The sequence below is a fragment of the Massilia aurea genome, assembly GCF_040790145.1.
GTDB lineage: Bacteria > Pseudomonadota > Gammaproteobacteria > Burkholderiales > Burkholderiaceae_D > Telluria > Telluria aurea_C.
Genome location: NZ_JBFMMP010000019.1, coordinates 27,247 through 45,069, shown reverse-complemented (window position 1 = coordinate 45,069; position 17,823 = coordinate 27,247). Strand labels below are relative to the sequence as shown.

Below are 17,823 nucleotides of genomic sequence, written 5' to 3'. Positions count from 1 at the left end.
CAATCACATTCAAGAAGGAACATCCATGTCGACCACGCTCGAAACCGGCCATCGCATCAACCTCGAAAAGACGGCGCCGGGCCTGAAGCGCGTTCGGATTGGCCTTGGCTGGAAGGTCAATGCAGCCGAAGGCCAGGCGTTCGACCTCGATTCATCCGTCTTCCTGTGCAAGAAGGACGCGGACGACCACCCGGTCATGATCAGCAACGCCCACTTCGTCTACTACAACCACACCACGTCGCCCGATGGTGCGGTGGTGCACTCGGGCGACAACCGCACGGGTGACAAGGATGGCGACGACGAAGTCATCATTGTCGACCTGGCCAGGGTTGAAGCGGCCGTGGTGGAGATGCCGATCGTCGTCACGATCCACGACGCCGAAGTGCGCAAGCAGAACTTTGGCCGCGTCAGTGGCGCCTACGTGAAGGTCTACAACGATGACACCGGCGAGACGATCGCGCAATACGACTTGAACGAAGACTACTCGGACAAGACCGCGCTGCAGTTCGGGTCGCTGTACCGCAGGGATGGCGAATGGCGCTTCCAGGCCGTCGGCGCCGGCTTCAAGCTCAATCTCGCCACCTTCATCCGCAAGCTGGGCGGCACGGTCTGAGGCCGATCGCGCGCCCAGGTAGCCGATGACGCCCAGGCCATTTGATTTCGGCGAGGCGCCCGAGGCGCCTGCCGATCCGGTCAAGGGGGCGGCGGCGCCGCGCGCGCTGGATTTTGGCGACCCGCATGCGGAATCGGCGCCGATTGTCCGCGATAGCCCGCCCAAGCCGTTATCCTTCGACGACTTGCCCGCCGTGCCAGCGCTGTCAAACGCGACAGTGAAGACGGCGCCCAGGGCGTTGTTCGACAGCGAAGATCACCCGGCGGTGCGCGACGCGCTGGCGCTGGCCAGGGCTGATTATCCGGTACTGTACGGCCACGCCGAGCAACGCATGGCCGCGTTATTTCGCCGCATCCTGCCGGTCAAACTGGCGCTGGTGACGGACTGGGGCGAAGGGGCATTGATGGAGCAGGCCTCGTTGCTGCGGCCCATTACCGAGCTGGTGCTGACGTTTACGCAGATGGCCGTGCCGGCGCAGCTCGAGGCGGCGCTTGAGAGCACCCGCGCGCCGGCGGGCATGTTCGGCAAGCTGTTTCGCCGCGCAACCTCGCCCGTGGAATTCAAGCCGGCGCTGACGACAGCGCGCGCGCAGCTGGTGCAGCTGATGGCCGACAGCGACGTCGCCACCCGCAACCTGGCAGCATCGGCGCACACCCTGAGCCTGCATGCGGCCGTGCTGGCGGTGGTCTCGACCCTGGCCGGCGACTCGCCGGATGTCGCCTTGCTCGACGCGCTCGTGCAGCGCCGCACGCTGCTCCAGCAGGCCGTGCGCCAGGCCGAGCTGTCGATCCTGCAGATGGGGCAAGTCCGGCAGCAAGCTGCCGAACTCATTGGTCAAGTGTCGTCATTCCTGACGGTGACCTTGCCTGCGATCGAGATGGCGCAGGCGCAGGGCAAACCCTAGGACCGGCTCAGCGTTTCTTCTGCGCCGCAATCCAGCGATCTAACGCTGCTTCCAGCACGTCGAGCGGCACCGCGCCGTGCGACAACACCTCGTTGTGGAAGGCGCGCAGGTCGAAGTCCTTGCCCAGCGTCTTTTCGGCACGGGCGCGCAGCTCGCGCAGCTTGAGTTCGCCGATCTTGTAGCTCAGCGCCTGGCCTGGCACCGCGATATAGCGCTCGACTTCCTGGACCGCCGTCACTTCATTTTGTGGCACGTTGTCCATGAAGTAGGCGATCGCCTGCTCGCGCGTCCAGCCTTTCTCGTGGATGCCGGTATCGACCACCAGGCGCACGCCGCGCCAGATCTCGGCCGTCAAGCGACCGACCCACTGCCACGGATCGTCGTACATGCCGATTTCCTGGCCCAGCATTTCACTGTACAGGCCCCAGCCTTCCGAGAACGCGGTGCTGCCGCCGAAGCGGCGAAACGCCGGCAGGCCGGTCGTTTCCTGCGCCAGGCTGCGCTCGAAGTGGTGGCCTGGAATCGCTTCGTGCAGGAAGAACGCATTGGTCGTGAAGCGCGTGCGCGTCTCGGGCTTGTAGGCGTTGTAGTAGAAGATGCCGGGCCGCTTGCCGTCGACCGAGCCGCGCTGATATGACGCCGGCGCCGCGCTCACTTCGCGGAACGCTTCGACCGGGCGGATCTCGAACGGCGCCTTCGGCACGTTGGCGAACAGTTGGCCCACCTTGGCCTCGACTTGCGGCCGCACGCCTTCATACGCCGCCTGGATTTCGTCGCGCGACTTGAAGCGCAGCTCGGGTGCGTTGTTGAGGTGATCGAAGAATTGCTTGAGCGTGCCCTTGAAGCCGACGCGCACCTTGGCTTCTTCGAACTGGGCGCGGATGCGGGCAACTTCACTCAGGCCGATGTCGTGGATCTGGCTTGGTGTCAGGTCGGTCGTGGTCGACCGGCGCGCGAGGAAGGCGTACCACTCCTTGCCCCCGGGCAGGGCACCGATACCCGCCGTGTCGCGGCCGGCCGGCAGATAGGTGTCGCGCATGAAGGCGAGCAGCTTGCGGTTGGCCGGCGCGAGCTGTTCGCGCACGAGTTTGCCGTAGGCGTCGGTCAGGCGCGCCTTGTCGGCGGCGCTGAACGAGGCCGGAAACTTCCTGGTCGGGCCCATATAGGTGCTGGTCGCCAGATCATCGCTGCCGACATTCTCGAGCTGCGGCAAGACGCGGTCGATCAGCGCCTTCGGCATCACGACGCCCTGTTTGATACCGAGGCGCATGTCGGCAATCACGTTGTCGACGGCCGGGGCATAGCCGGCGGCGCGCGCCAGCCAGTTATCGTAATCCTGGACGGTCTGGAACGGCTGCGTCGAGGCGCCGGAACCCAGTTGCGCCATCAGCAAATGCAGGCCCGAGAACTGGTCCACCGGCACCAGGTCGGACGGGAAGCGCAAGCCGTCGAGCACCTGCTGCAAGCGATAGCGCAGCAGGTCATAGCTGATGCGGTCTTCGGATGGCAGCGGGGCCGGATCGAACTTGTCGCTGGCGGCGAGATATTTCTCGGACAGCGCGCGGCTCTGCTTGCGATCCTCGGCCGACGAGACGGGGCCGAAGCGGTCGTTGTAGCGCTGGTCGCCGTTGAAGGTCGCGGCGATCGGATTTTCGCGCAGGTAGTCTTCCCAGTAGTCGGCGTACAGCTGGTTCATTTTTTCCGGCGTGGCCGGCGTTTTGACCTGGGCAATGGCGGGGAGGGCGGCGCACAGCAGGGTGCACAGGAGCAAGGGAAGCGAACGGGTCATGTGGTTTCTTGGTGGTCGAGGCGATGCAAGAATAACATGGGGTTGCCGGGATATCCGGGGGCTGGCCTGACATGGAACTTGGGCTTGCAGGGGATAGTTTGCTAAGCTGACGGATTCGTTCTCCGCCAATGCTTCAGCCCACGTACACCGCTCGGCAATATCCCCCATGAAATCAACTCCCCAGCAAACCCTGCGTATCGTCCCTCCCGCCGCCGGTCCCGTATCACGCGCGCACAAGCAGTTCAATACGCTCATTAAAAAGCTGGAAGCGGCCCGCGCGCTGCTGGTGCAGTGGAACGACACGCTGCCTGTGTTGGTGGCGAAAATAAACCACGAGTATGTGCCGCTGGCAGAAGCCTATGAGGAACGTCTCAAGCAACTGGTCGTACTGCTCGACGAGGTGCACGGTGAAAAACAGCTGGGCAAGCGCGAGCGCCAGAAGCTGAGCAGATTTATTTCGGATACAGCGTTCCAGCTGATGTCCGGCGGTGATGACGATGCGCTCAAGTCTGTCTACAACCGCCATAGCGGCGCCGACTTCGATGCTGACGAAGCCAGGAGCAAGGACGAGATCAGGCAGATGATGGAGTCGATGCTGGGCGCCGAATTCAAGGGGGACATCGATGTGCGTTCGCCGGAAGCGATGCTCATGGCGTTTCAGGCGCAGCTCGAAGAGCAGGACGCCGCATCCGAACCGGATCAGCATCAGCATCGCGGCGCCCCCGCGTCGAAGCGCCCGGCAGACCTTGCGCGCGAGCGTCGCCAGGCTGCCGAGGCAGAGCGGATGCAGCAATCGCTGCGCGGGATCTTTCGCAAGCTGGCGAGCCAGTTGCATCCCGATCGCGAAACCGATGCCGTGGAACGCCAGCGCAAGACCGCGCTGATGCAGCGCGTAAACGTGGCCTATGCCGCCAATGACATGCTTGGTTTGCTGGAGCTGCAGCTCGAAGTCGAGCAGATCGACCAGGCCAGCCTGGCGACATTGAGCGATGAGCGCGTCAAGCAGTACAACAAGGTGCTGAAGGAGCAATTGAGCGAACTCGAGAGCGAGGTCGCCGGCTTCGTCGAAGTGGCAGCGATGGAAATCGATGCCGGTATGTTCGACGTGGTCACGCCGGTGTCGGTACTGCGCACGGTCGACGCCGACATCGCCGAGATGCACGTCAAGCTCATGGTGATCGATGACGATCTGCAGGTGCAGCGTGATGTGAGCATACTGAAGGTGTGGTTGAAGTCGATGCCGAACTAGGCTCACAACCCAAGAGGTTGTGACACGGAGAGTCCTGTTAGAATTTGGCGCAGCCTTCCATTCCCATTTTCAGGAGTACACAAATCTTAGGTTTTCTGGTCAGAACGGCGATCGCCAAGCCAAAGCTGGTGCTCGTCCTTGTCGTAGCGGCGTTGGCGGCGTTGGCCGGAACGATCACCTATACCGGTTATCTTGTCATCGGGGTAGTGGCCGAGTATCTCGGCACAGGGCGGGTTCTGGCCGGCCTGCTTCTTGGCGTGGTATTCGCCAGGTTCCCGTTGATACGCGAGCGCAGGCTGCGCCTTGTCGGTTTGCTCCCCAAACCAGTCCGTCGCCCACTCATGGTGAGCCTGGTCGCTTTGTGCCTGGTGCACTTTGTATGGCACGGCGACAATGTGCCCGCACTGTTTACAGGTTTCGTGACAGTGTTCCTGCTTGGTTTCCCATGGCTGCGCAGAACATTGTTCGATCGTGCACTGGCCTCGGTCTTCAAATTCGTCCCTGGCCGGCGCCCGCCCAAACCCGCCGACGACATGGTGATCGAAGGCGAATTCAAAGAGAAGAAAGAGTGAGCATTGATCGCTCTGCGCTGCAGTGCGCGCGGTGATATGCTGCGCCCTTACATTTCAAAGCCACTGCCATGACCAACAAAAAACAGCCTCCTGCCAATCAGTCAGCCGAGACGCCCACCGGGCGGGTGGTCAATCCCTTCCTGGACGCCGAGTTCTATAACCGGATGCGTGACTACACCGAGCGCGATGCCGCCTTTTCGAAAGAAGCCAAGGCAATCGGCGAGAGTGGCGCTGGCAAGCAAAGCACCGATATCCGCGAAGCGCCGTCACTGCAATTGCTGCGTGCCGTTGTCAAGAAAGGCCAGTCGCTGGACACCATGCTGGACCGCATGGCGCAGGGTATCGAACTGGGCCTGTGGGAGCCGTGGATGAGCGCCTTTGGGATCGAGATCCGCGGCGTCAACTACGCCAAGGCTGAACCACGCAACGCCCGCCTGGCGCTCGACATGAGCCTGGCGTGCAAGGTCAATTCGGTGTTCGTCAACGCAGGCGTCGTCAATTGGCGCAGCCTGGTGGCGCAGGATTGCGCGCAGATCCAGATCGACAAGCCGACGGAAAAAAACGGCGCCAAGGTCTACGCCATCTTTTTCCTGGACGCGCCCGGCAAGTAACGTGGTTGGTCGTACAATCGGTTCATCCGACCGTTTCCACGATTGCGACCATCCATGTATCGACGTCACTTTCTGGCCGCCTTGGCGGCATGCGCAGCGCCTGTCGCCACAGCTGCCCAATCGCCATGGCTGCTGCTCAAGCGCGGCGGCTACGTCATCCTGATGCGGCACGCCGCGACGGTGCCGGGCATTGGCGATCCGCCAGGTTTCAAACTCGCAGCGTGCTCCACTCAGCGCAATCTGTCGCAGGCCGGCCGCGACGATGCCGCCCGAATCGGTGCGGCATTTCGCAAGCACGCAGTGCCGGTTGGCCCGGTGCTGTCGAGCCGCTGGTGCCGCTGCCTGGATACCGCACGGCTGGCGTTCGGCCGGGTCGAACCCAATCCCATGATCGACTCGATGTTCGAGGACGACGACGCAGCGCGCGAGCGCAAGCTGGCACAGTTGCGCACGTATCTGGCCGCGTACAACGATCCTGGCAACCTGGTTCTGGTGACCCATGATGTGAATATCCGCGCGCTGGTCGGCAAGTACGTGGAGCAGGGCGATGTGGTCATTGCCTCGCGCAGCCGTGACGGCGCCTTGCGCATCGAGGCCGTCGTCCCGGTGGCGCAACTGGCGAGCTGACGGAAACGGGCGATCTTCCGCCCTGCGCTCACCCTACCAGGGCAACTCTGCCCCGTTGTACGACCTGAACGAGCCACTGTCGGCAGGCGTCAGCGCATCGATCACCTGCAGCATGTCAGTCACAGCGTCATGGGCCGGCCGGCCGATGATCTCGCCCTTGAACGGTTGCGACAGGCGCGAGTTGACGGTGCCCGGGTGCAGGGCAACCAGCACGCTGTTCTTCTGGGTACGCGCGACTTCGATGGCAGCCGTTTTTACCACCATGTTCAGGGCAGCCTTGGATGCGCGGTAGCTGTACCAGCCCCCCAGCCGGTTATCGCCAATGCTGCCGACCTTCGCCGACAGCAGGGCCATGATGGCCCGTTCGCTCGCCAGCAAGCGAACGAAATGGCGGATAACCAGTGCTGGGCCGAAGGTGTTCGCCTGAAAGATGGCCTGCATGTGCGAGTAGTTCAGATCGGCCAGGCGCTTCTCGGGCATCGATGCGCCATCGTGCAGCACGCCGGTCGCATTCACGATCAGGTGATAGCGTGGACCGGCAGCAAGGGCCTGTGCCGCTGCTGCGATGCTACTCTCGTCGGCAAAGTCGATCGCCGGGCTCGAGTGGCGATGCAGGCCCCGCACCGATGCACAGCGCGGCGAACGTTCGAGCAGGTCGACAAAGGCGGTGCCAATCGTCCCCGAAGCGCCGATGACCAGCGCATGGAATTGATCCGGCAGGCTGCTCATCGTCATGTTGCGCCCGGCTTACGCCGATTCCTGGCGCACAGGCAGTTTCCAGCCCGGCCGGATGAAATGGCAGGTGTACCCGTTTGGATTGCGTTCCAGGTAATCCTGATGTTCCGGCTCGGCTTCCCAGAAAGGCCCCGCCGCGGCGATTTCGGTGACTGCCTTGCCGGGCCAGAGGCCGGATGCGTCGACGTCGGCGATGGTCTGCTCGGCCATGCGCTTTTGCGCGTCGTCGAGATAATAAATAGCGGAGCGGTAGCTCATGCCCCGGTCATTGCCCTGACGGTTCTCGGTGGTCGGATCGTGGATCTGGAAGAAAAATTCAAGGATCTGGCGATAGCTGATCTGGGCCGGATCGAATACCAGCTCGAGCGCTTCCGCATGGGTGCCATGATTGCGATAGGTGGCGTTTGGCACGTCGCCGCCGGTGTAGCCGACGCGCGTGGACAGCACGCCGGGAATACGGCGCAGCAAATCTTCCATGCCCCAGAAGCAGCCCCCGGCCAGAATGGCGGTGTCAGTTTGCGATGTCATTGGTTTCCTTTGTTCGAATAAGTAATGGGCCGACAGTGCGTGACTACCGGCTGGTGGATTGTGGCAGATGCAGGCCGAGGGATCGTTCAGGACGATCTTCATGGCGCGCGCGTGAAAGCCCGCGCGCGCCGGCAAGTGCGCTCAGTATCAGCTGTGCGGTTTCCGCCGGCGCATCCCAGTGGGGGAAATGGCCACAGCGATCGAACCAGTGCAGTTGCGCATCCGGGAACAAGGCCAGCGCGCGCCTGGCCTGGCGCGGAAAGCAGACCCGGTCGCGTCGCCCCCAACCGATGACAAGCGGATGCGCGATACTGTTGCGCGGCGCCCCTTGCTGCTCCTCGCCGTACGCGAGCTGGGCCAGCAGTTCATCGAAGGCCGGCGAGGCCACATAGCTGCACAATTCATCGGTCACGATGTCCGGCGCCAGCTTGGTCGGCCGCGCGGAAAATTGTGCCAGCAACAAAGCGCGACCAAGCGGACTGGCGCAGACCGCCGGCAACACCGGGCGCAGTAGCCGCAGCAGCCGGATCGACAGATAGATCGAGCTGAAGAATGCGTGACGTTCCCATCCCTGCCAGAAACCGCCTGGATTGAGGGCGACCACGCCACCGACGCTTCCACCCCGCCGCGCCAGTTCCAGCACCAGCCGCGCCCCCATCGAGCTGCCGACGGCATCGATGCCGTCCAGACCATGGGCATGGAGAAAGGCCGCGGTCTCATCTGCCAGGGTGCGGATCGAGGTTTCGCCGGCCAGCTTCGGCGTCTGGCCAAAGCCGGGCAGGTCCACCGCAATGACTTCGCGCGTTGCCGCGAGATCGGCCAGAATGGGATGCCAGCTCTGCCAATGGCCGCCAAGACCGTGAATCAGGAGCAAGGGTTTTCCGGCGCCGCAACGAATGTGATGCATGATCGATCCTCTCATCGCACGGGCGTGCGGATTGTGCCAGCGTACCGCAGAGGGCAGAACGACTGCGTCCGTTAGGAATTCTTGCAGGGGATGATGTGGTGGGAAGGTGGGCGGAATCGAACCACCGAGACAAGGATTTTCAATCCCCTGCCGCGGCTAAAGAGCGCGAAAAGCAGCGGAAGGTAGCGTTGGGCTGCGACGCCGGCAGGCTCATTTTTTCTCGGGGTCGTGGCCCCAGTTCATCAGGGAATAGCGCCAATCGCTCGATGCCGGATCGCTCTTGGTAGGCCCCTGCGCCAGGTGTCGGTGGACGTAGCCCACCACCTTTCGCATGTGCGCGATGTCTGCAGCACTCAACTCCTGAACATGCCGGTGCAGCAGTTCGACGATGCGGCGTCCGGACTGGTGTCCGGTCGATTCGGCATTGCCGTGCTTCTGGCCGACACGCCTGGAATCGTCAGTGTCGAGCCACTTCTCCAGTTGCGTTGGCGTCATATTCACCGCTTGCTTGAATTCCGCGACCGTTTGGCGCCTGGCTGCGTCCTCATCGGCAGTGCCTGTTTGTTTTGACATGCGTACTCCAGTAAACATTAATTGGTATCGTCGTACAGCAATCGCAGCCAGATGCAACTGAATTGCGACCGGCCATTCCATTTTTAAAATATCACGAACTCTGTTTTTCCTGGCGCATTAGAAATCACTTGATGCCGGTGTCAACGTCATGCAGAAAGCAAAAACGCCACCCGAAGGTGGCGTTTTTGCTTGCACTACTTTCGCAGTGCCGAATTCTTGGTGGCCCGGGGAGGCATCGAACCACCGACACAAAGATTTTCAATCCTTTGCCTGGCCTTCAATGATAGAAATACGGGGCCAGCACCGCGACTTCAGTAATATTATCGACCGGCAATCCATTGCGCTCGGCGACCTGCCGGATTGCCTCGGGCGTTGGTGCATCGTAGATGCAGAACGTGTGGGTCTTATCGGTACTCACGTAGGAATGGACCCAGGTAACGCCTTGCTCGCTGTTGGTCTGGACAACTTTACTCAGGGCATCTGCGCCAGCGGCGTTGACGGGAATGTTGAGACCATCGGGGAAACTGCGTTCTACCATATAGCGCGGCATATCTGTCTCCTTGCTGTTATGAAGGACTAGCGATTACACCTTATGAGACTGCCCAGATAAAGTAGCGTAAAACCAAACGTAGGGCAATCGCTTTGCTGTGCAATGCCGTATGAGATGGTCGAACGTCTAGTAAACAAAAAAACGCCACCCGGTGGGGTGGCGTTTTACGTTACTGCAAAATTCTTGGTGGCCCGGGGCGGAATCGAACCACCGACACAAGGATTTTCAATCCTCTGCTCTACCAACTGAGCTACCAGGCCAAGAGCGCGCAATTATAGCAGCGTTTGCGGCAAGCAGACAATCCTGCCCGCTTCGCTCATCAACCCTTGATGCGTTGCGCGTGATCGCGCTCGAGCGCCAGGCGCAGGTCGCGCCGGCCTTTGGCTTCTTCGAAGCGGCGCACTTCGTCCGGTGTCGACGGCGCCAAAGGCGGAATCGAGGCCGGCTTCTTGTCGTCGCCCACCGCCACCATCGTGAAGAAGCAGCTGTTCACATGGCGCACGACCTTGCTGCGGATGTCCTCGGCAATCACCTTGATCCCGATTTCCATCGAGCTGCGGCCGGTGAAATTGACTGCCGCCAGGAAGGTCACCAGTTCGCCGACGTGGATCGGCTGGCGGAAGGTCACCTGGTCGACGCTCATCGTCACCACGTAGCGCCCGGCGTAGCGGCTGGCGCAGGCATAGGCTGCCTGGTCGAGCAGTTTCAGGATGGTGCCGCCGTGCACATTGCCGGAGAAATTGGCCGTGTCGGGCGTCATCAGCACCGTCATGCTGAGCTGGTGGGAAGGCAGGTTCATGGTCGTGGTCAATACAAGTCAATAGGCGAGCGCTGATGTTGCCTTAGAAACTGCCGCGCGGCAAGGTCGGCGGTAGCCACCCACCGAAAAGCGGGCCGTCAAAACGCGCATATCGAAATACAAATAAAATCGTGGGCATCACTATCCAAACCCGCTAGGCTCGGCAAATGAACAGCGAACTCCCATATCACGGTGGATCGGTGCAGTGGCACCTCGGTCCCGTCATCGATGCGTTGCGCACCTCGCGCGAATCGACCCACAATATCCGGCACCAGGGCCGCGTGCGCGAGCTGCCGTCGCGCGACGTGCTGCGCCAGATCGTCGATGGCGTCTCGGCCGCCTTGTTCCCCACGCATTACGGGCGCCCCGACCTGAACGAAGAGAGTATCGACTACTACGTCGCCGATACGCTCAACGTGGCGCTCGACCGCCTGGTCGAGCAGGTGCGGCGTGCGCTGCGTTTTTCGCCGGCGTCGGCCGCGGAATCGGCCGCCGGCGATGCGCAGCGTGAAGATGTCGTGCTGGCCGAGCGCGCCCGCACGATCACGCGTGAATTCGCGGCCAGCCTGCCGGCCGTGCGCGCGCTGCTGGTGTCGGATGTGCAGGCCGCGCTCGCGGGCGATCCGGCCGCAACCTCGGTGGCCGAGATCATGCTGTGCTATCCGGGCACCATCGCGATCCTTTACCACCGCATCGCGCACTGCCTGACCCGCCTGGGCGTGCCGTTCCTGGCGCGCGTGGTGGCCGATATCGGCCACTCGCTCACCGGCATCGACATCCACCCGGGTGCGCAGATCGGCGGCAGCTTCTTCATCGACCATGGCACCGGTGTCGTGATCGGCGAGACCGCGATCCTCGGCGAGCGCGTGCGCTTGTACCAGGCCGTCACCCTTGGCGCCAAGCGCTTCCCGACCGACGACAGCGGCGCCCTCGTCAAGGGCATCCCACGGCACCCGATCGTCGAGGACGACGTCGTCATCTACGCCGGCGCCACCATCCTGGGCCGGATCACCATCGGCGCCGGCTCGACCATCGGCGGTAATGTGTGGCTCACGCAGAGCGTCCCGCCGGGCAGCAATGTGTCGCAGGCGCAGATGCGCAATACGTAAGCGCAAACGCTAGATCGCATGCGCCGCGTGCAGGCTGTCCAGGATTGCAGGCTTGAGCAGCGATCCGGCCATCGCGCGGCGCTCGCGCGGCCACGGCGCAGCGACCGCAAATTCGGCGCGCGCCGGGCCGGGCACGCTGTCCATCAGGATCACGCGGTCGCTCAGGTACAGTGCCTCGTCGATATCGTGCGTTACCAGTAAAACAGTCAGCCCGCGCTGGCGGGCCGCCTGCGCCAGCAGGTCTTGCAGGCGCATGCGAGTGAAGGCGTCGACGGCCGAAAACGGCTCATCCAGCAGCAGCACGCGCGGTTCCAGAAACAGCCCGCGCGCGATCGCGGCGCGCTGGGCCTGGCCACCAGAGAGCTGCTTTGGCAGCGCCGCGCCGTAGCCCTGTAGACCCACTTCACCCAGCAGCGCATCGGCGCGGGCCAGGTCGGGCTGCGTGCCGGCGCCGAACACCACGTTCTGCGAGACGCTCAGCCACGGAAACAGGCGCGGCGCCTGGAATACCAGGCCGACGTCGGCATCTGGCCCCGCCAACGGGCGGCCATCGAGGCGCACCGCGCCGCGATAGGCGCGATCGAGCCCCGCCACAATCGACAGCAGCGTGCTTTTGCCGCAACCGCTCGCGCCCACCAGGCTGACGATTTCTCCCTGCGCCACGCCCAGGCGAAAGCCGCGCAGCACGGCGCGTGTTCCATGATTTTTTTCGTTGATGACGATCTCGAGGAATGCGCTCATCGTGCGTCTCTCGTCGCGTAGCTGTCGCGCCAGGCCAGCCAGCGTCGTTCAAGCGTTTGCATCGCGCTGTCGCTGATCTTGCCCAGCACCGCCAGCAGCACGATGGCAGCCAGCATGATGTCGGCGCGGCTCGATTCGCGGCCGTCCGTCAACAGGTAACCCAGGCCGCGGCTGGCGGCGATCAGTTCGGCCGCCACCATGAACATCCAGGCCAGGCTCAAGCCATTGCGCAGGCCCGTCAGGATCGACGGCAGGGCAGCCGGCAACAGCACCCGGCGCGCCAATGCGAATGGCGACAGGCGATACAGCAGCCCCACTTCGGTCAAGCCGCGATCGACGCCGCGAATGCCGGCAACCACGCCCATATACACCGGGAAGAAAGCGCCGATGGCGATCAGGATGATCTTTGGCGCCTCGTCGATACCGAACCAGAGCAGCAGCAACGGCACCCAGGCCAGCGACGGGATCGCGCGCAGCGCCTGGAAGGTCGGATCCAACATGGCTTCGGCGCGGCGATTGAGCGCCACCAGTGCGCCCAGCGGCAAGGCGAGCAGGGCGCCGGCGGTGAAGCCCGCCGCCACGCGCAATGTGCTGGCGCCGATGTGACCGGCCAGGCCGTTCTCGAGCAACCAGGACAGGGATTCGAGGACGGCGCTCGGCGGCGGCAGCAGGTTGGCCGGCACCAGGCCGGCGCGCACGCCGACCTCAAAGCCGATCAGCGCCAGTGCCGGCAGCAGCAGCCCGAGTGGCAGGCCAGGAAGCCGGCGTCTCGCCCGCAATGACGGCGGCGCCGCAGTGATGATGGCCTGGCGCTCCATGTCACACCTTGATCAGCTGACGCGCGAACCCGGTGTCGACCAGGCCCGGGATGGCCTTGTCCAGGTCCGTTCCCGGCCGCACCAGCGCTTCTTCGCGCAGGATCGGCGCGGCCAGTTGCAGCGCGCGCAGGTGTTCGGCGGTGGGCTGGGCGTTGCTGAAGTCCGAGCGCAGCTTCACTTGCAGCAGCGCGACCGGCAGCGGCACCTTCGCTTCGTTCGACAGGATCTTCGCCGCTTCGGACGGATTGGCGCGGGTCCAGGCGCGTGCCCGTTCATAGGCCTTGATCACGCGTGCGGTTTCATTCGCGCGGGTGGCGAGGAATTCTTCGCGCACGTTCAGGAAGCCGTAGGTGTTGAACGCCACGTTGCGGTACAGGAGCCGCGCGCCGCCTTCCAGTTCGGCCGCCGCCATGTGCGGGTCGAGTCCTGCCCAGGCATCGACGCGGCCCTGTTCCAGCGCGGCGCGGCCGTCCGCATGCTGCAGGCTCACGTGCTCGATATCGCTGCGCTTGAGGCCCACCGTGTGCAGCGCGCGCAGCAGGAACAGATATGGGTCGGTGCCCTTGGTGGCAGCGACCTTGCGGCCTTTGAGGTCGGCCAGCGTGCGGATCGGCGAATTCTTTGGCACCACGAGCGCCGTCCACTCCGGGCGCGAGAACAGGTAAGGCGCGCGGATCGGGTTGCCGTTGGCCCTGGCCAGCAGCGCCGCCAGGCCGGCCGACGAGCCGATGTCGATGCTGCTCGCGTTCAGGTATTCCAGCGCGCGATTGCTGCCGGCGCTGAACACCCATTTGATGCGGGTGCCGTCGCCCTTGAACTCTTCTTCCAGCCAGCCAAAGTGGCGCAGCACCAGGCTGGTGGGCGAGTAGTGGGCGTAGTCCAGGCGCAGCTCGTCGAGCGGCGCCGCGCGGGCAGGGAAAGTGGCGAGGGCGGCGCCGCTGGCGGCCAGTTGCAACAGGCTTCTTCGTTTCATGGTCTTCCTGGTAGATACGGCGTTGTCAGGCCGCCCGGACAGCGGGCAACGGGGATGCGATGTCGACCTGGCTGCCCGGATGGCCGGGCGCCAGGCGCGGGCCCTGGCTCAGGAGTTGTGCGCGCAGCGTGCCACCTGGAGGATCGGCGCGGTAGCGGCCGCGCCGCACGAGTTCGGGCACGATGTGCTCGACGACCGCGCCCATGTCTTCCAGCGGCAGCGCAAACGCGAGATTGAAGCCGTCGATGCCCGTCTCGTCGAGCCACGCTTCCAGCTGGTCGGCCACCTGGTGCGCGTCGCCCACGATGATCGGACCGCGCCCGCCCAGGCCAATGAACTCGGCGGCTTCACGCACAGTCCAGTCGCGGCGCGGGTCGGCGGCGCTGAGCGAGGCCAGCGCCGAGCGGCCGGCGTCGGTATCGATGTATTCGATGGTGTCGTCCAGATGGTGGCGCGAAAAATCCACGCCCGTCCAGCCGGACAGCAAGGTCAACGCCGCCTGCACGTCGACGTGCAGGCGGTACTCTTCAAGCCGTGCTTGCGCCGCTTGCTCGGTGGCGCCGGTGACGATCAGGGCCTGCGCGTACACCAGCAACGCATCGGGATCGCGCCCTTCGGCGGTGGCGGCGGCACGCACGGCGTCGACGCCCTGCTTGATCACCTGCTTGCTCGGGCCGCTGATGAAGGTCGCCTCGGCGTGTTTCGCCGCGAAGCGGGCGCCGCGCGGCGAGGCGCCGGCCTGGTACAGGAACGGCGTGCGCTGCGGCGACGGCTCGCTCAGGTGAAAACCCGGTACGTCGTAGTAGCGGCCGTGGTGGTTGATGGGGTGTACGCGATCCGGGTCGGTGTACACGCCGCGGTCCTTGTCGCGCACGACGGCATCGTCGTCCCAGCTACGCTCCCACAGTTTGTAGACGACGTCCATGTATTCGTCGGCCAGGTCATAGCGTTCGTCGTGGCCGAGTTGCCGGTCCAGGCCCAGGTTGCGTGCGGCGCTGTCGAGGTAACCGGTGACGATATTCCAGCCAATGCGCCCGCCGCTCAGGTGGTCGAGCGTCGAGATGCGCCGGGCGAACGTGTAGGGATGTTCGTAGGTGAGGGCGGCCGTCACGCCGATGCCCAGGCGCGTGGTGGCGTGCGCGATCAGCGGCACCAGCGCCAGCGGATCGTTCAGCGGCACCTGCACTGCGTGGCGCAGTGCGGCGTCCGGCCCCTTGCGGTACACGTCATACACGCCCAGCACGTCGGCCAGGAAGATGGCGTCGAAGCCGCCCCGTTCGAGCAGCTGCGCCAGTTCGATCCAGTAGCCGGGCGTCAGGTACCGCTCGCTGCTGCTGCGCGGATGCGTCCACAGGCCCGGCGACTGGTGGCTCGGGGTGTTCATCTGGAAGGCGTTGAAGCGGATCGGGCGCGCCATCATTGTGCTCCGAGGGCGAGCTGGTAGTCGGTCTTGGCGTAGTCGGCGAAATGCTGGTTGGTCACGGCGAGAAAGGCGCGCGACTTGTACGCTGCCGCCAGGTCGCGCGCGAACGGTTTGTCGCGGTCGGCCGTTTTTACCGCCACCAGATTGGCGTAGGCCGGCGAGATCTTCTCGGCGCGCAGTGCGTCGCGCAGTTTCAGGCCGGACGCCAGCGCGTAGTTGCCGTTCACGAAAGCGTAATCGGCGTCCTGCAGCGCGCGCGGCAGCTGCGCCGCTTCGAGCGGCAGCAGCCGGATGCCTTTCAGGTTGGCCGCCACGTCGCGCTCGGACGCGCGGATCGGGTCGAATCCCGGGCGCAGCTTGATCCAGCCCAGTTGGTCGAGCATGACGAGGGCGCGCGCCTGGTTGGTCGGGTCGTTCGGCAGCGCGACCGTCGTGCCTTGCCTGACCGCGTTCAGGCCTTTGTGGCGCTGGCTGTAGATCGCGATCGGCGCAGTCGGCACTTTTACCAGTTCGGTCAGCGCCAGTTTGTGCTGGGTCGCGAAGCGCGTCAGGTACGTGATGTGCTGGAACACGTTGGCGTCGAGCGCACCTTCGGCCAGCGCGAAGTTGGGCTGGATGTAGTCGTTGAACTCGACGATGCGCACCTTGTAGCCCTGTTTTTCCAGGATGGGTTTGATGCCCAGCCTGACCTGGTCGGCATACGGGCCGGCGCTGGTGCCGATGACGATCTCTTTCGGGTCTTTCGCTTGGGCGCCGGCGGTCAATGCCAGTGCCAGGGTGCTGATGAACAGGATACGGCGGGACAAACGCATGGTGGTTTCCTTTTTGTGAACGGGTCAGCGCTTGTCGAGACGGCGCGCGATGCGTCCGCCGCCAAACTGGATCAGCTGCACGATGGCGATCAGGATCGCGACGGTGACGACCATGACGTCGGTCTCGAAGCGGTAGTAGCCGTAGCGGATGGCGAGGTCGCCGATGCCGCCGCCGCCAACCACGCCGGCCACGGCGGAATACGACAGGAAGCTGATCGCCAACACAGTCAGCGCCAGCACCAGGCCGGATCGGGCCTCGAGCAGCAGCACGCGCGTGACGATCTGCAGGCGCGTGGCGCCCATCGCCTCGGCTGCCTCGATCACACCGCGCGGCACCTCGTGCAGCTGCTGCTCGACCAGGCGCGCAAAGTAGGGGATGGCAGCGAACGACAGCGGCACGGCTGCGGCCAGCGGCCCGATCGAGGTGCCGGCGACGATGCGCGTGAACGGCACCAGCGCCACCATCAGGATGATGAAGGGGAACGAGCGCACCGTATTCACCAGCCAGCCCAGCGCGCGGCCGGCGCGCTGGCCGCGCGTGGACTCGCCCGCGCTGCTCAGGAACAGCGCCACGCCAAGCGGCCCGCCCAGCAGCACCGCAGCCGTCAGACCGATGCCCAGCATGAGCAGGGTTTCACCAAGTGCGCGCCAGAGTTCGGGCGCCACCAGCAGCAGTTTTTCAAGCATGGAGTGCTCCCGGTGGCGCGTCGGCGCGCGCTTCGGCGCTGTAGAACAGCAGCTCGCGGCCGAGCGACGTCGTGCGCGGCACGCTGTGGTCGCCCAGGTCGAACAGTTCGGCAAGCCGCCCATCTTCGACCACGGCCGCGCGGTGGCACAGGCTGCCCAGCGCCTGCAGTTCGTGGCTGACGATGACGATTGTCACGCCCAGGCGCGCGTTGATGTCGCGCAGTGTGGCGAGCAGGCTGCGCGTGGTGTCCGGGTCGAGCGCCGACGTCGGCTCGTCGCACAGCAGCACCGCCGGATAGCTGGCCAGTGCGCGCGCGATCGCCACGCGCTGCTTCTGGCCGCCCGACAGGCGCGACGGATAGCTGCCGGCTTTATCCTGCAGCCCGACCAGGGCCAGGCATTCGTTCACGCGCGCCGTCAGGCGCGGCGCATTCATGGCGCCGTGGATGCGCAGCGGGAAGGCCACGTTCTCGAACACGGTGGCGTTGGCGAGCAGGTTGAAGTGCTGGTAGATCATGCCGATGCGCCGCCGCGCCTCGCGCAGGTCGCGCGGGTTCAGGCGAGTCAGTTCCTGGCCGGAGACGGTGACGGTGCCGGTATCTGGCCGCTCGAGCAGATTCATCATCCGCAGCAGGGTCGATTTACCGGCGCCGCTGCGGCCGACCAGGCCGAAAATTTCGCCTGGCAGGATGTCGAACGAGATGTCGCGCACGGCGTCGAACCGGCCACCTTCAGGCAGCGGGAAGGCTTTGCTGGCGTGGGCGAGCCGGATCAGCGGCGCGGGGGCGATGGTGGTGCTCATG

General features: G+C 64.4%; 21 protein-coding genes and 1 tRNA gene. 7 read left to right on the top strand and 15 right to left on the bottom strand.

Annotation, left to right across the window (positions count from 1 at the left end; genetic code table 11):
• Positions 1-25: 25 nt before the first annotated feature.
• Positions 26-613 (top strand): TerD family protein, encoded by a 588-nt coding sequence (locus AB2N08_RS20165; RefSeq protein WP_367612690.1) that lies wholly within the window; start codon positions 26-28, stop codon positions 611-613.
• A 25-nt stretch (positions 614-638) separates the two neighbouring features.
• Positions 639-1,517, top strand: coding sequence for a hypothetical protein (locus AB2N08_RS20160; RefSeq protein WP_367612689.1), 879 nt, complete (start codon positions 639-641; stop codon positions 1,515-1,517).
• 7 nt (positions 1,518-1,524) lie between these two features.
• On the opposite strand, the gene AB2N08_RS20155 is transcribed toward AB2N08_RS20160, so the two are convergent.
• A complete protein-coding gene (locus AB2N08_RS20155; RefSeq protein ID WP_367612688.1) occupies positions 1,525-3,306 on the bottom strand; it encodes a DUF885 domain-containing protein in 1,782 nt (593 codons plus the stop codon).
• 166 nt (positions 3,307-3,472) lie between these two features.
• Between AB2N08_RS20155 and AB2N08_RS20150 the strand changes: the two genes are divergently transcribed.
• From AB2N08_RS20150 to AB2N08_RS20135, 4 genes are all read left to right on the top strand, one after another.
• Positions 3,473-4,555, top strand: coding sequence for a hypothetical protein (locus AB2N08_RS20150; protein ID WP_367612687.1), 1,083 nt, complete (start codon positions 3,473-3,475; stop codon positions 4,553-4,555).
• A 44-nt stretch (positions 4,556-4,599) separates the two neighbouring features.
• The gene (locus AB2N08_RS20145) at positions 4,600-5,127 is read left to right on the top strand and encodes a hypothetical protein (RefSeq protein ID WP_367612686.1); all 528 of its coding nucleotides are present in this window, start codon (positions 4,600-4,602) and stop codon (positions 5,125-5,127) included.
• A gap of 68 nt (positions 5,128-5,195) precedes the next feature.
• Entirely contained in the window at positions 5,196-5,738 is a 543-nt protein-coding gene (locus AB2N08_RS20140) for a hypothetical protein (protein ID WP_367612685.1), read from the top strand.
• A gap of 54 nt (positions 5,739-5,792) precedes the next feature.
• A complete protein-coding gene (locus AB2N08_RS20135; protein ID WP_367612684.1) occupies positions 5,793-6,365 on the top strand; it encodes a histidine phosphatase family protein in 573 nt (190 codons plus the stop codon).
• A 33-nt stretch (positions 6,366-6,398) separates the two neighbouring features.
• On the opposite strand, the gene AB2N08_RS20130 is transcribed toward AB2N08_RS20135, so the two are convergent.
• The 7 genes from AB2N08_RS20130 to AB2N08_RS20100 all read right to left on the bottom strand — a co-directional run bounded on the left by AB2N08_RS20130 (position 6,399) and on the right by AB2N08_RS20100 (position 10,457).
• The gene (locus AB2N08_RS20130; RefSeq protein ID WP_367612707.1) at positions 6,399-7,094 is read right to left on the bottom strand and encodes an SDR family NAD(P)-dependent oxidoreductase; all 696 of its coding nucleotides are present in this window, start codon (positions 7,092-7,094) and stop codon (positions 6,399-6,401) included.
• Positions 7,095-7,112: 18 nt separating this feature from the next.
• Positions 7,113-7,628, bottom strand: coding sequence for a peptide-methionine (S)-S-oxide reductase MsrA (msrA, locus tag AB2N08_RS20125; protein ID WP_367612683.1), 516 nt, complete (start codon positions 7,626-7,628; stop codon positions 7,113-7,115).
• Between the two features lie 43 nt (positions 7,629-7,671).
• Positions 7,672-8,535 carry an alpha/beta fold hydrolase gene (locus AB2N08_RS20120; protein ID WP_367612682.1) on the bottom strand — a complete coding sequence of 288 codons (864 nt, stop codon included), beginning with the start codon at positions 8,533-8,535 and terminating at the stop codon, positions 7,672-7,674.
• Positions 8,536-8,745: 210 nt separating this feature from the next.
• Positions 8,746-9,108: a DUF3140 domain-containing protein gene (locus AB2N08_RS20115; RefSeq protein WP_367612681.1), complete on the bottom strand. Its 363-nt coding sequence runs from the start codon at positions 9,106-9,108 to the stop codon at positions 8,746-8,748.
• A gap of 277 nt (positions 9,109-9,385) precedes the next feature.
• Positions 9,386-9,658, bottom strand: coding sequence for a DUF4242 domain-containing protein (locus tag AB2N08_RS20110; RefSeq protein ID WP_281609923.1), 273 nt, complete (start codon positions 9,656-9,658; stop codon positions 9,386-9,388).
• 184 nt (positions 9,659-9,842) lie between these two features.
• Positions 9,843-9,918, bottom strand: a tRNA-Phe gene (locus AB2N08_RS20105).
• A 59-nt stretch (positions 9,919-9,977) separates the two neighbouring features.
• Positions 9,978-10,457: an acyl-CoA thioesterase gene (locus AB2N08_RS20100; RefSeq protein WP_367612680.1), complete on the bottom strand. Its 480-nt coding sequence runs from the start codon at positions 10,455-10,457 to the stop codon at positions 9,978-9,980.
• A gap of 167 nt (positions 10,458-10,624) precedes the next feature.
• Between AB2N08_RS20100 and epsC the strand changes: the two genes are divergently transcribed.
• On the top strand, positions 10,625-11,566 hold the full coding sequence (epsC, locus tag AB2N08_RS20095) for a serine O-acetyltransferase EpsC (protein WP_367612679.1): 942 nt from the start codon (positions 10,625-10,627) through the stop codon (positions 11,564-11,566).
• Between the two features lie 9 nt (positions 11,567-11,575).
• On the opposite strand, the gene AB2N08_RS20090 is transcribed toward epsC, so the two are convergent.
• The 7 genes from AB2N08_RS20090 to AB2N08_RS20060 are packed head-to-tail and all read right to left on the bottom strand — an operon-like array spanning position 11,576 to position 17,822.
• A complete protein-coding gene (locus AB2N08_RS20090) occupies positions 11,576-12,307 on the bottom strand; it encodes an ABC transporter ATP-binding protein (protein WP_367612678.1) in 732 nt (243 codons plus the stop codon).
• Positions 12,304-13,125 carry an ABC transporter permease gene (locus tag AB2N08_RS20085; RefSeq protein ID WP_367612677.1) on the bottom strand — a complete coding sequence of 274 codons (822 nt, stop codon included), beginning with the start codon at positions 13,123-13,125 and terminating at the stop codon, positions 12,304-12,306. Before AB2N08_RS20085 ends, AB2N08_RS20090 begins: the two co-directional genes overlap by 4 nt.
• A 1-nt stretch (position 13,126) precedes the next feature.
• Positions 13,127-14,098 carry an aliphatic sulfonate ABC transporter substrate-binding protein gene (locus tag AB2N08_RS20080; protein WP_367612676.1) on the bottom strand — a complete coding sequence of 324 codons (972 nt, stop codon included), beginning with the start codon at positions 14,096-14,098 and terminating at the stop codon, positions 13,127-13,129.
• Between the two features lie 25 nt (positions 14,099-14,123).
• Positions 14,124-15,515 (bottom strand): LLM class flavin-dependent oxidoreductase, encoded by a 1,392-nt coding sequence (locus AB2N08_RS20075; protein WP_367612675.1) that lies wholly within the window; start codon positions 15,513-15,515, stop codon positions 14,124-14,126.
• The gene (locus tag AB2N08_RS20070) at positions 15,515-16,333 is read right to left on the bottom strand and encodes a MetQ/NlpA family ABC transporter substrate-binding protein (protein ID WP_367612674.1); all 819 of its coding nucleotides are present in this window, start codon (positions 16,331-16,333) and stop codon (positions 15,515-15,517) included. The genes AB2N08_RS20075 and AB2N08_RS20070 overlap by 1 nt, the downstream gene beginning before the upstream one ends.
• Positions 16,334-16,357: 24 nt before the next feature.
• Complete coding sequence (locus AB2N08_RS20065; protein ID WP_367612673.1) at positions 16,358-17,020, bottom strand: methionine ABC transporter permease; 663 nt, start codon at positions 17,018-17,020, stop codon at positions 16,358-16,360.
• A complete protein-coding gene (locus AB2N08_RS20060; protein WP_367612672.1) occupies positions 17,013-17,822 on the bottom strand; it encodes a methionine ABC transporter ATP-binding protein in 810 nt (269 codons plus the stop codon). Before AB2N08_RS20060 ends, AB2N08_RS20065 begins: the two co-directional genes overlap by 8 nt.
• Position 17,823 lies beyond the last annotated feature (1 nt).

Bases quoted from the DNA above. Each gene is read 5' to 3' on its own strand.
- AB2N08_RS20070 (WP_367612674.1), bottom strand. From the start codon at position 16,333: ATGCGTTTGTCCCGCCGTATCCTGTTCATCAGCACCCTGGCACTGGCA.
- AB2N08_RS20065 (WP_367612673.1), bottom strand. From the start codon at position 17,020: ATGCTTGAAAAACTGCTGCTGGTGGCGCCCGAACTCTGGCGCGCACTT.
- AB2N08_RS20140 (WP_367612685.1), top strand. From the start codon at position 5,196: ATGACCAACAAAAAACAGCCTCCTGCCAATCAGTCAGCCGAGACGCCC.
- AB2N08_RS20130 (WP_367612707.1), bottom strand. From the start codon at position 7,094: ATGAGCAGCCTGCCGGATCAATTCCATGCGCTGGTCATCGGCGCTTCG.
- AB2N08_RS20115 (WP_367612681.1), bottom strand. From the start codon at position 9,108: ATGTCAAAACAAACAGGCACTGCCGATGAGGACGCAGCCAGGCGCCAA.
- AB2N08_RS20075 (WP_367612675.1), bottom strand. From the start codon at position 15,515: ATGGCGCGCCCGATCCGCTTCAACGCCTTCCAGATGAACACCCCGAGC.
- msrA (WP_367612683.1), bottom strand. From the start codon at position 7,628: ATGACATCGCAAACTGACACCGCCATTCTGGCCGGGGGCTGCTTCTGG.
- AB2N08_RS20160 (WP_367612689.1), top strand. From the start codon at position 639: ATGACGCCCAGGCCATTTGATTTCGGCGAGGCGCCCGAGGCGCCTGCC.
- AB2N08_RS20060 (WP_367612672.1), bottom strand. From the start codon at position 17,822: ATGAGCACCACCATCGCCCCCGCGCCGCTGATCCGGCTCGCCCACGCC.
- AB2N08_RS20165 (WP_367612690.1), top strand. From the start codon at position 26: ATGTCGACCACGCTCGAAACCGGCCATCGCATCAACCTCGAAAAGACG.
- AB2N08_RS20155 (WP_367612688.1), bottom strand. From the start codon at position 3,306: ATGACCCGTTCGCTTCCCTTGCTCCTGTGCACCCTGCTGTGCGCCGCC.
- epsC (WP_367612679.1), top strand. From the start codon at position 10,625: ATGAACAGCGAACTCCCATATCACGGTGGATCGGTGCAGTGGCACCTC.
- AB2N08_RS20110 (WP_281609923.1), bottom strand. From the start codon at position 9,658: ATGCCGCGCTATATGGTAGAACGCAGTTTCCCCGATGGTCTCAACATT.
- AB2N08_RS20100 (WP_367612680.1), bottom strand. From the start codon at position 10,457: ATGAACCTGCCTTCCCACCAGCTCAGCATGACGGTGCTGATGACGCCC.
- AB2N08_RS20135 (WP_367612684.1), top strand. From the start codon at position 5,793: ATGTATCGACGTCACTTTCTGGCCGCCTTGGCGGCATGCGCAGCGCCT.
- AB2N08_RS20120 (WP_367612682.1), bottom strand. From the start codon at position 8,535: ATGCATCACATTCGTTGCGGCGCCGGAAAACCCTTGCTCCTGATTCAC.
- AB2N08_RS20080 (WP_367612676.1), bottom strand. From the start codon at position 14,098: ATGAAACGAAGAAGCCTGTTGCAACTGGCCGCCAGCGGCGCCGCCCTC.
- AB2N08_RS20090 (WP_367612678.1), bottom strand. From the start codon at position 12,307: ATGAGCGCATTCCTCGAGATCGTCATCAACGAAAAAAATCATGGAACA.
- AB2N08_RS20150 (WP_367612687.1), top strand. From the start codon at position 3,473: ATGAAATCAACTCCCCAGCAAACCCTGCGTATCGTCCCTCCCGCCGCC.
- AB2N08_RS20085 (WP_367612677.1), bottom strand. From the start codon at position 13,125: ATGGAGCGCCAGGCCATCATCACTGCGGCGCCGCCGTCATTGCGGGCG.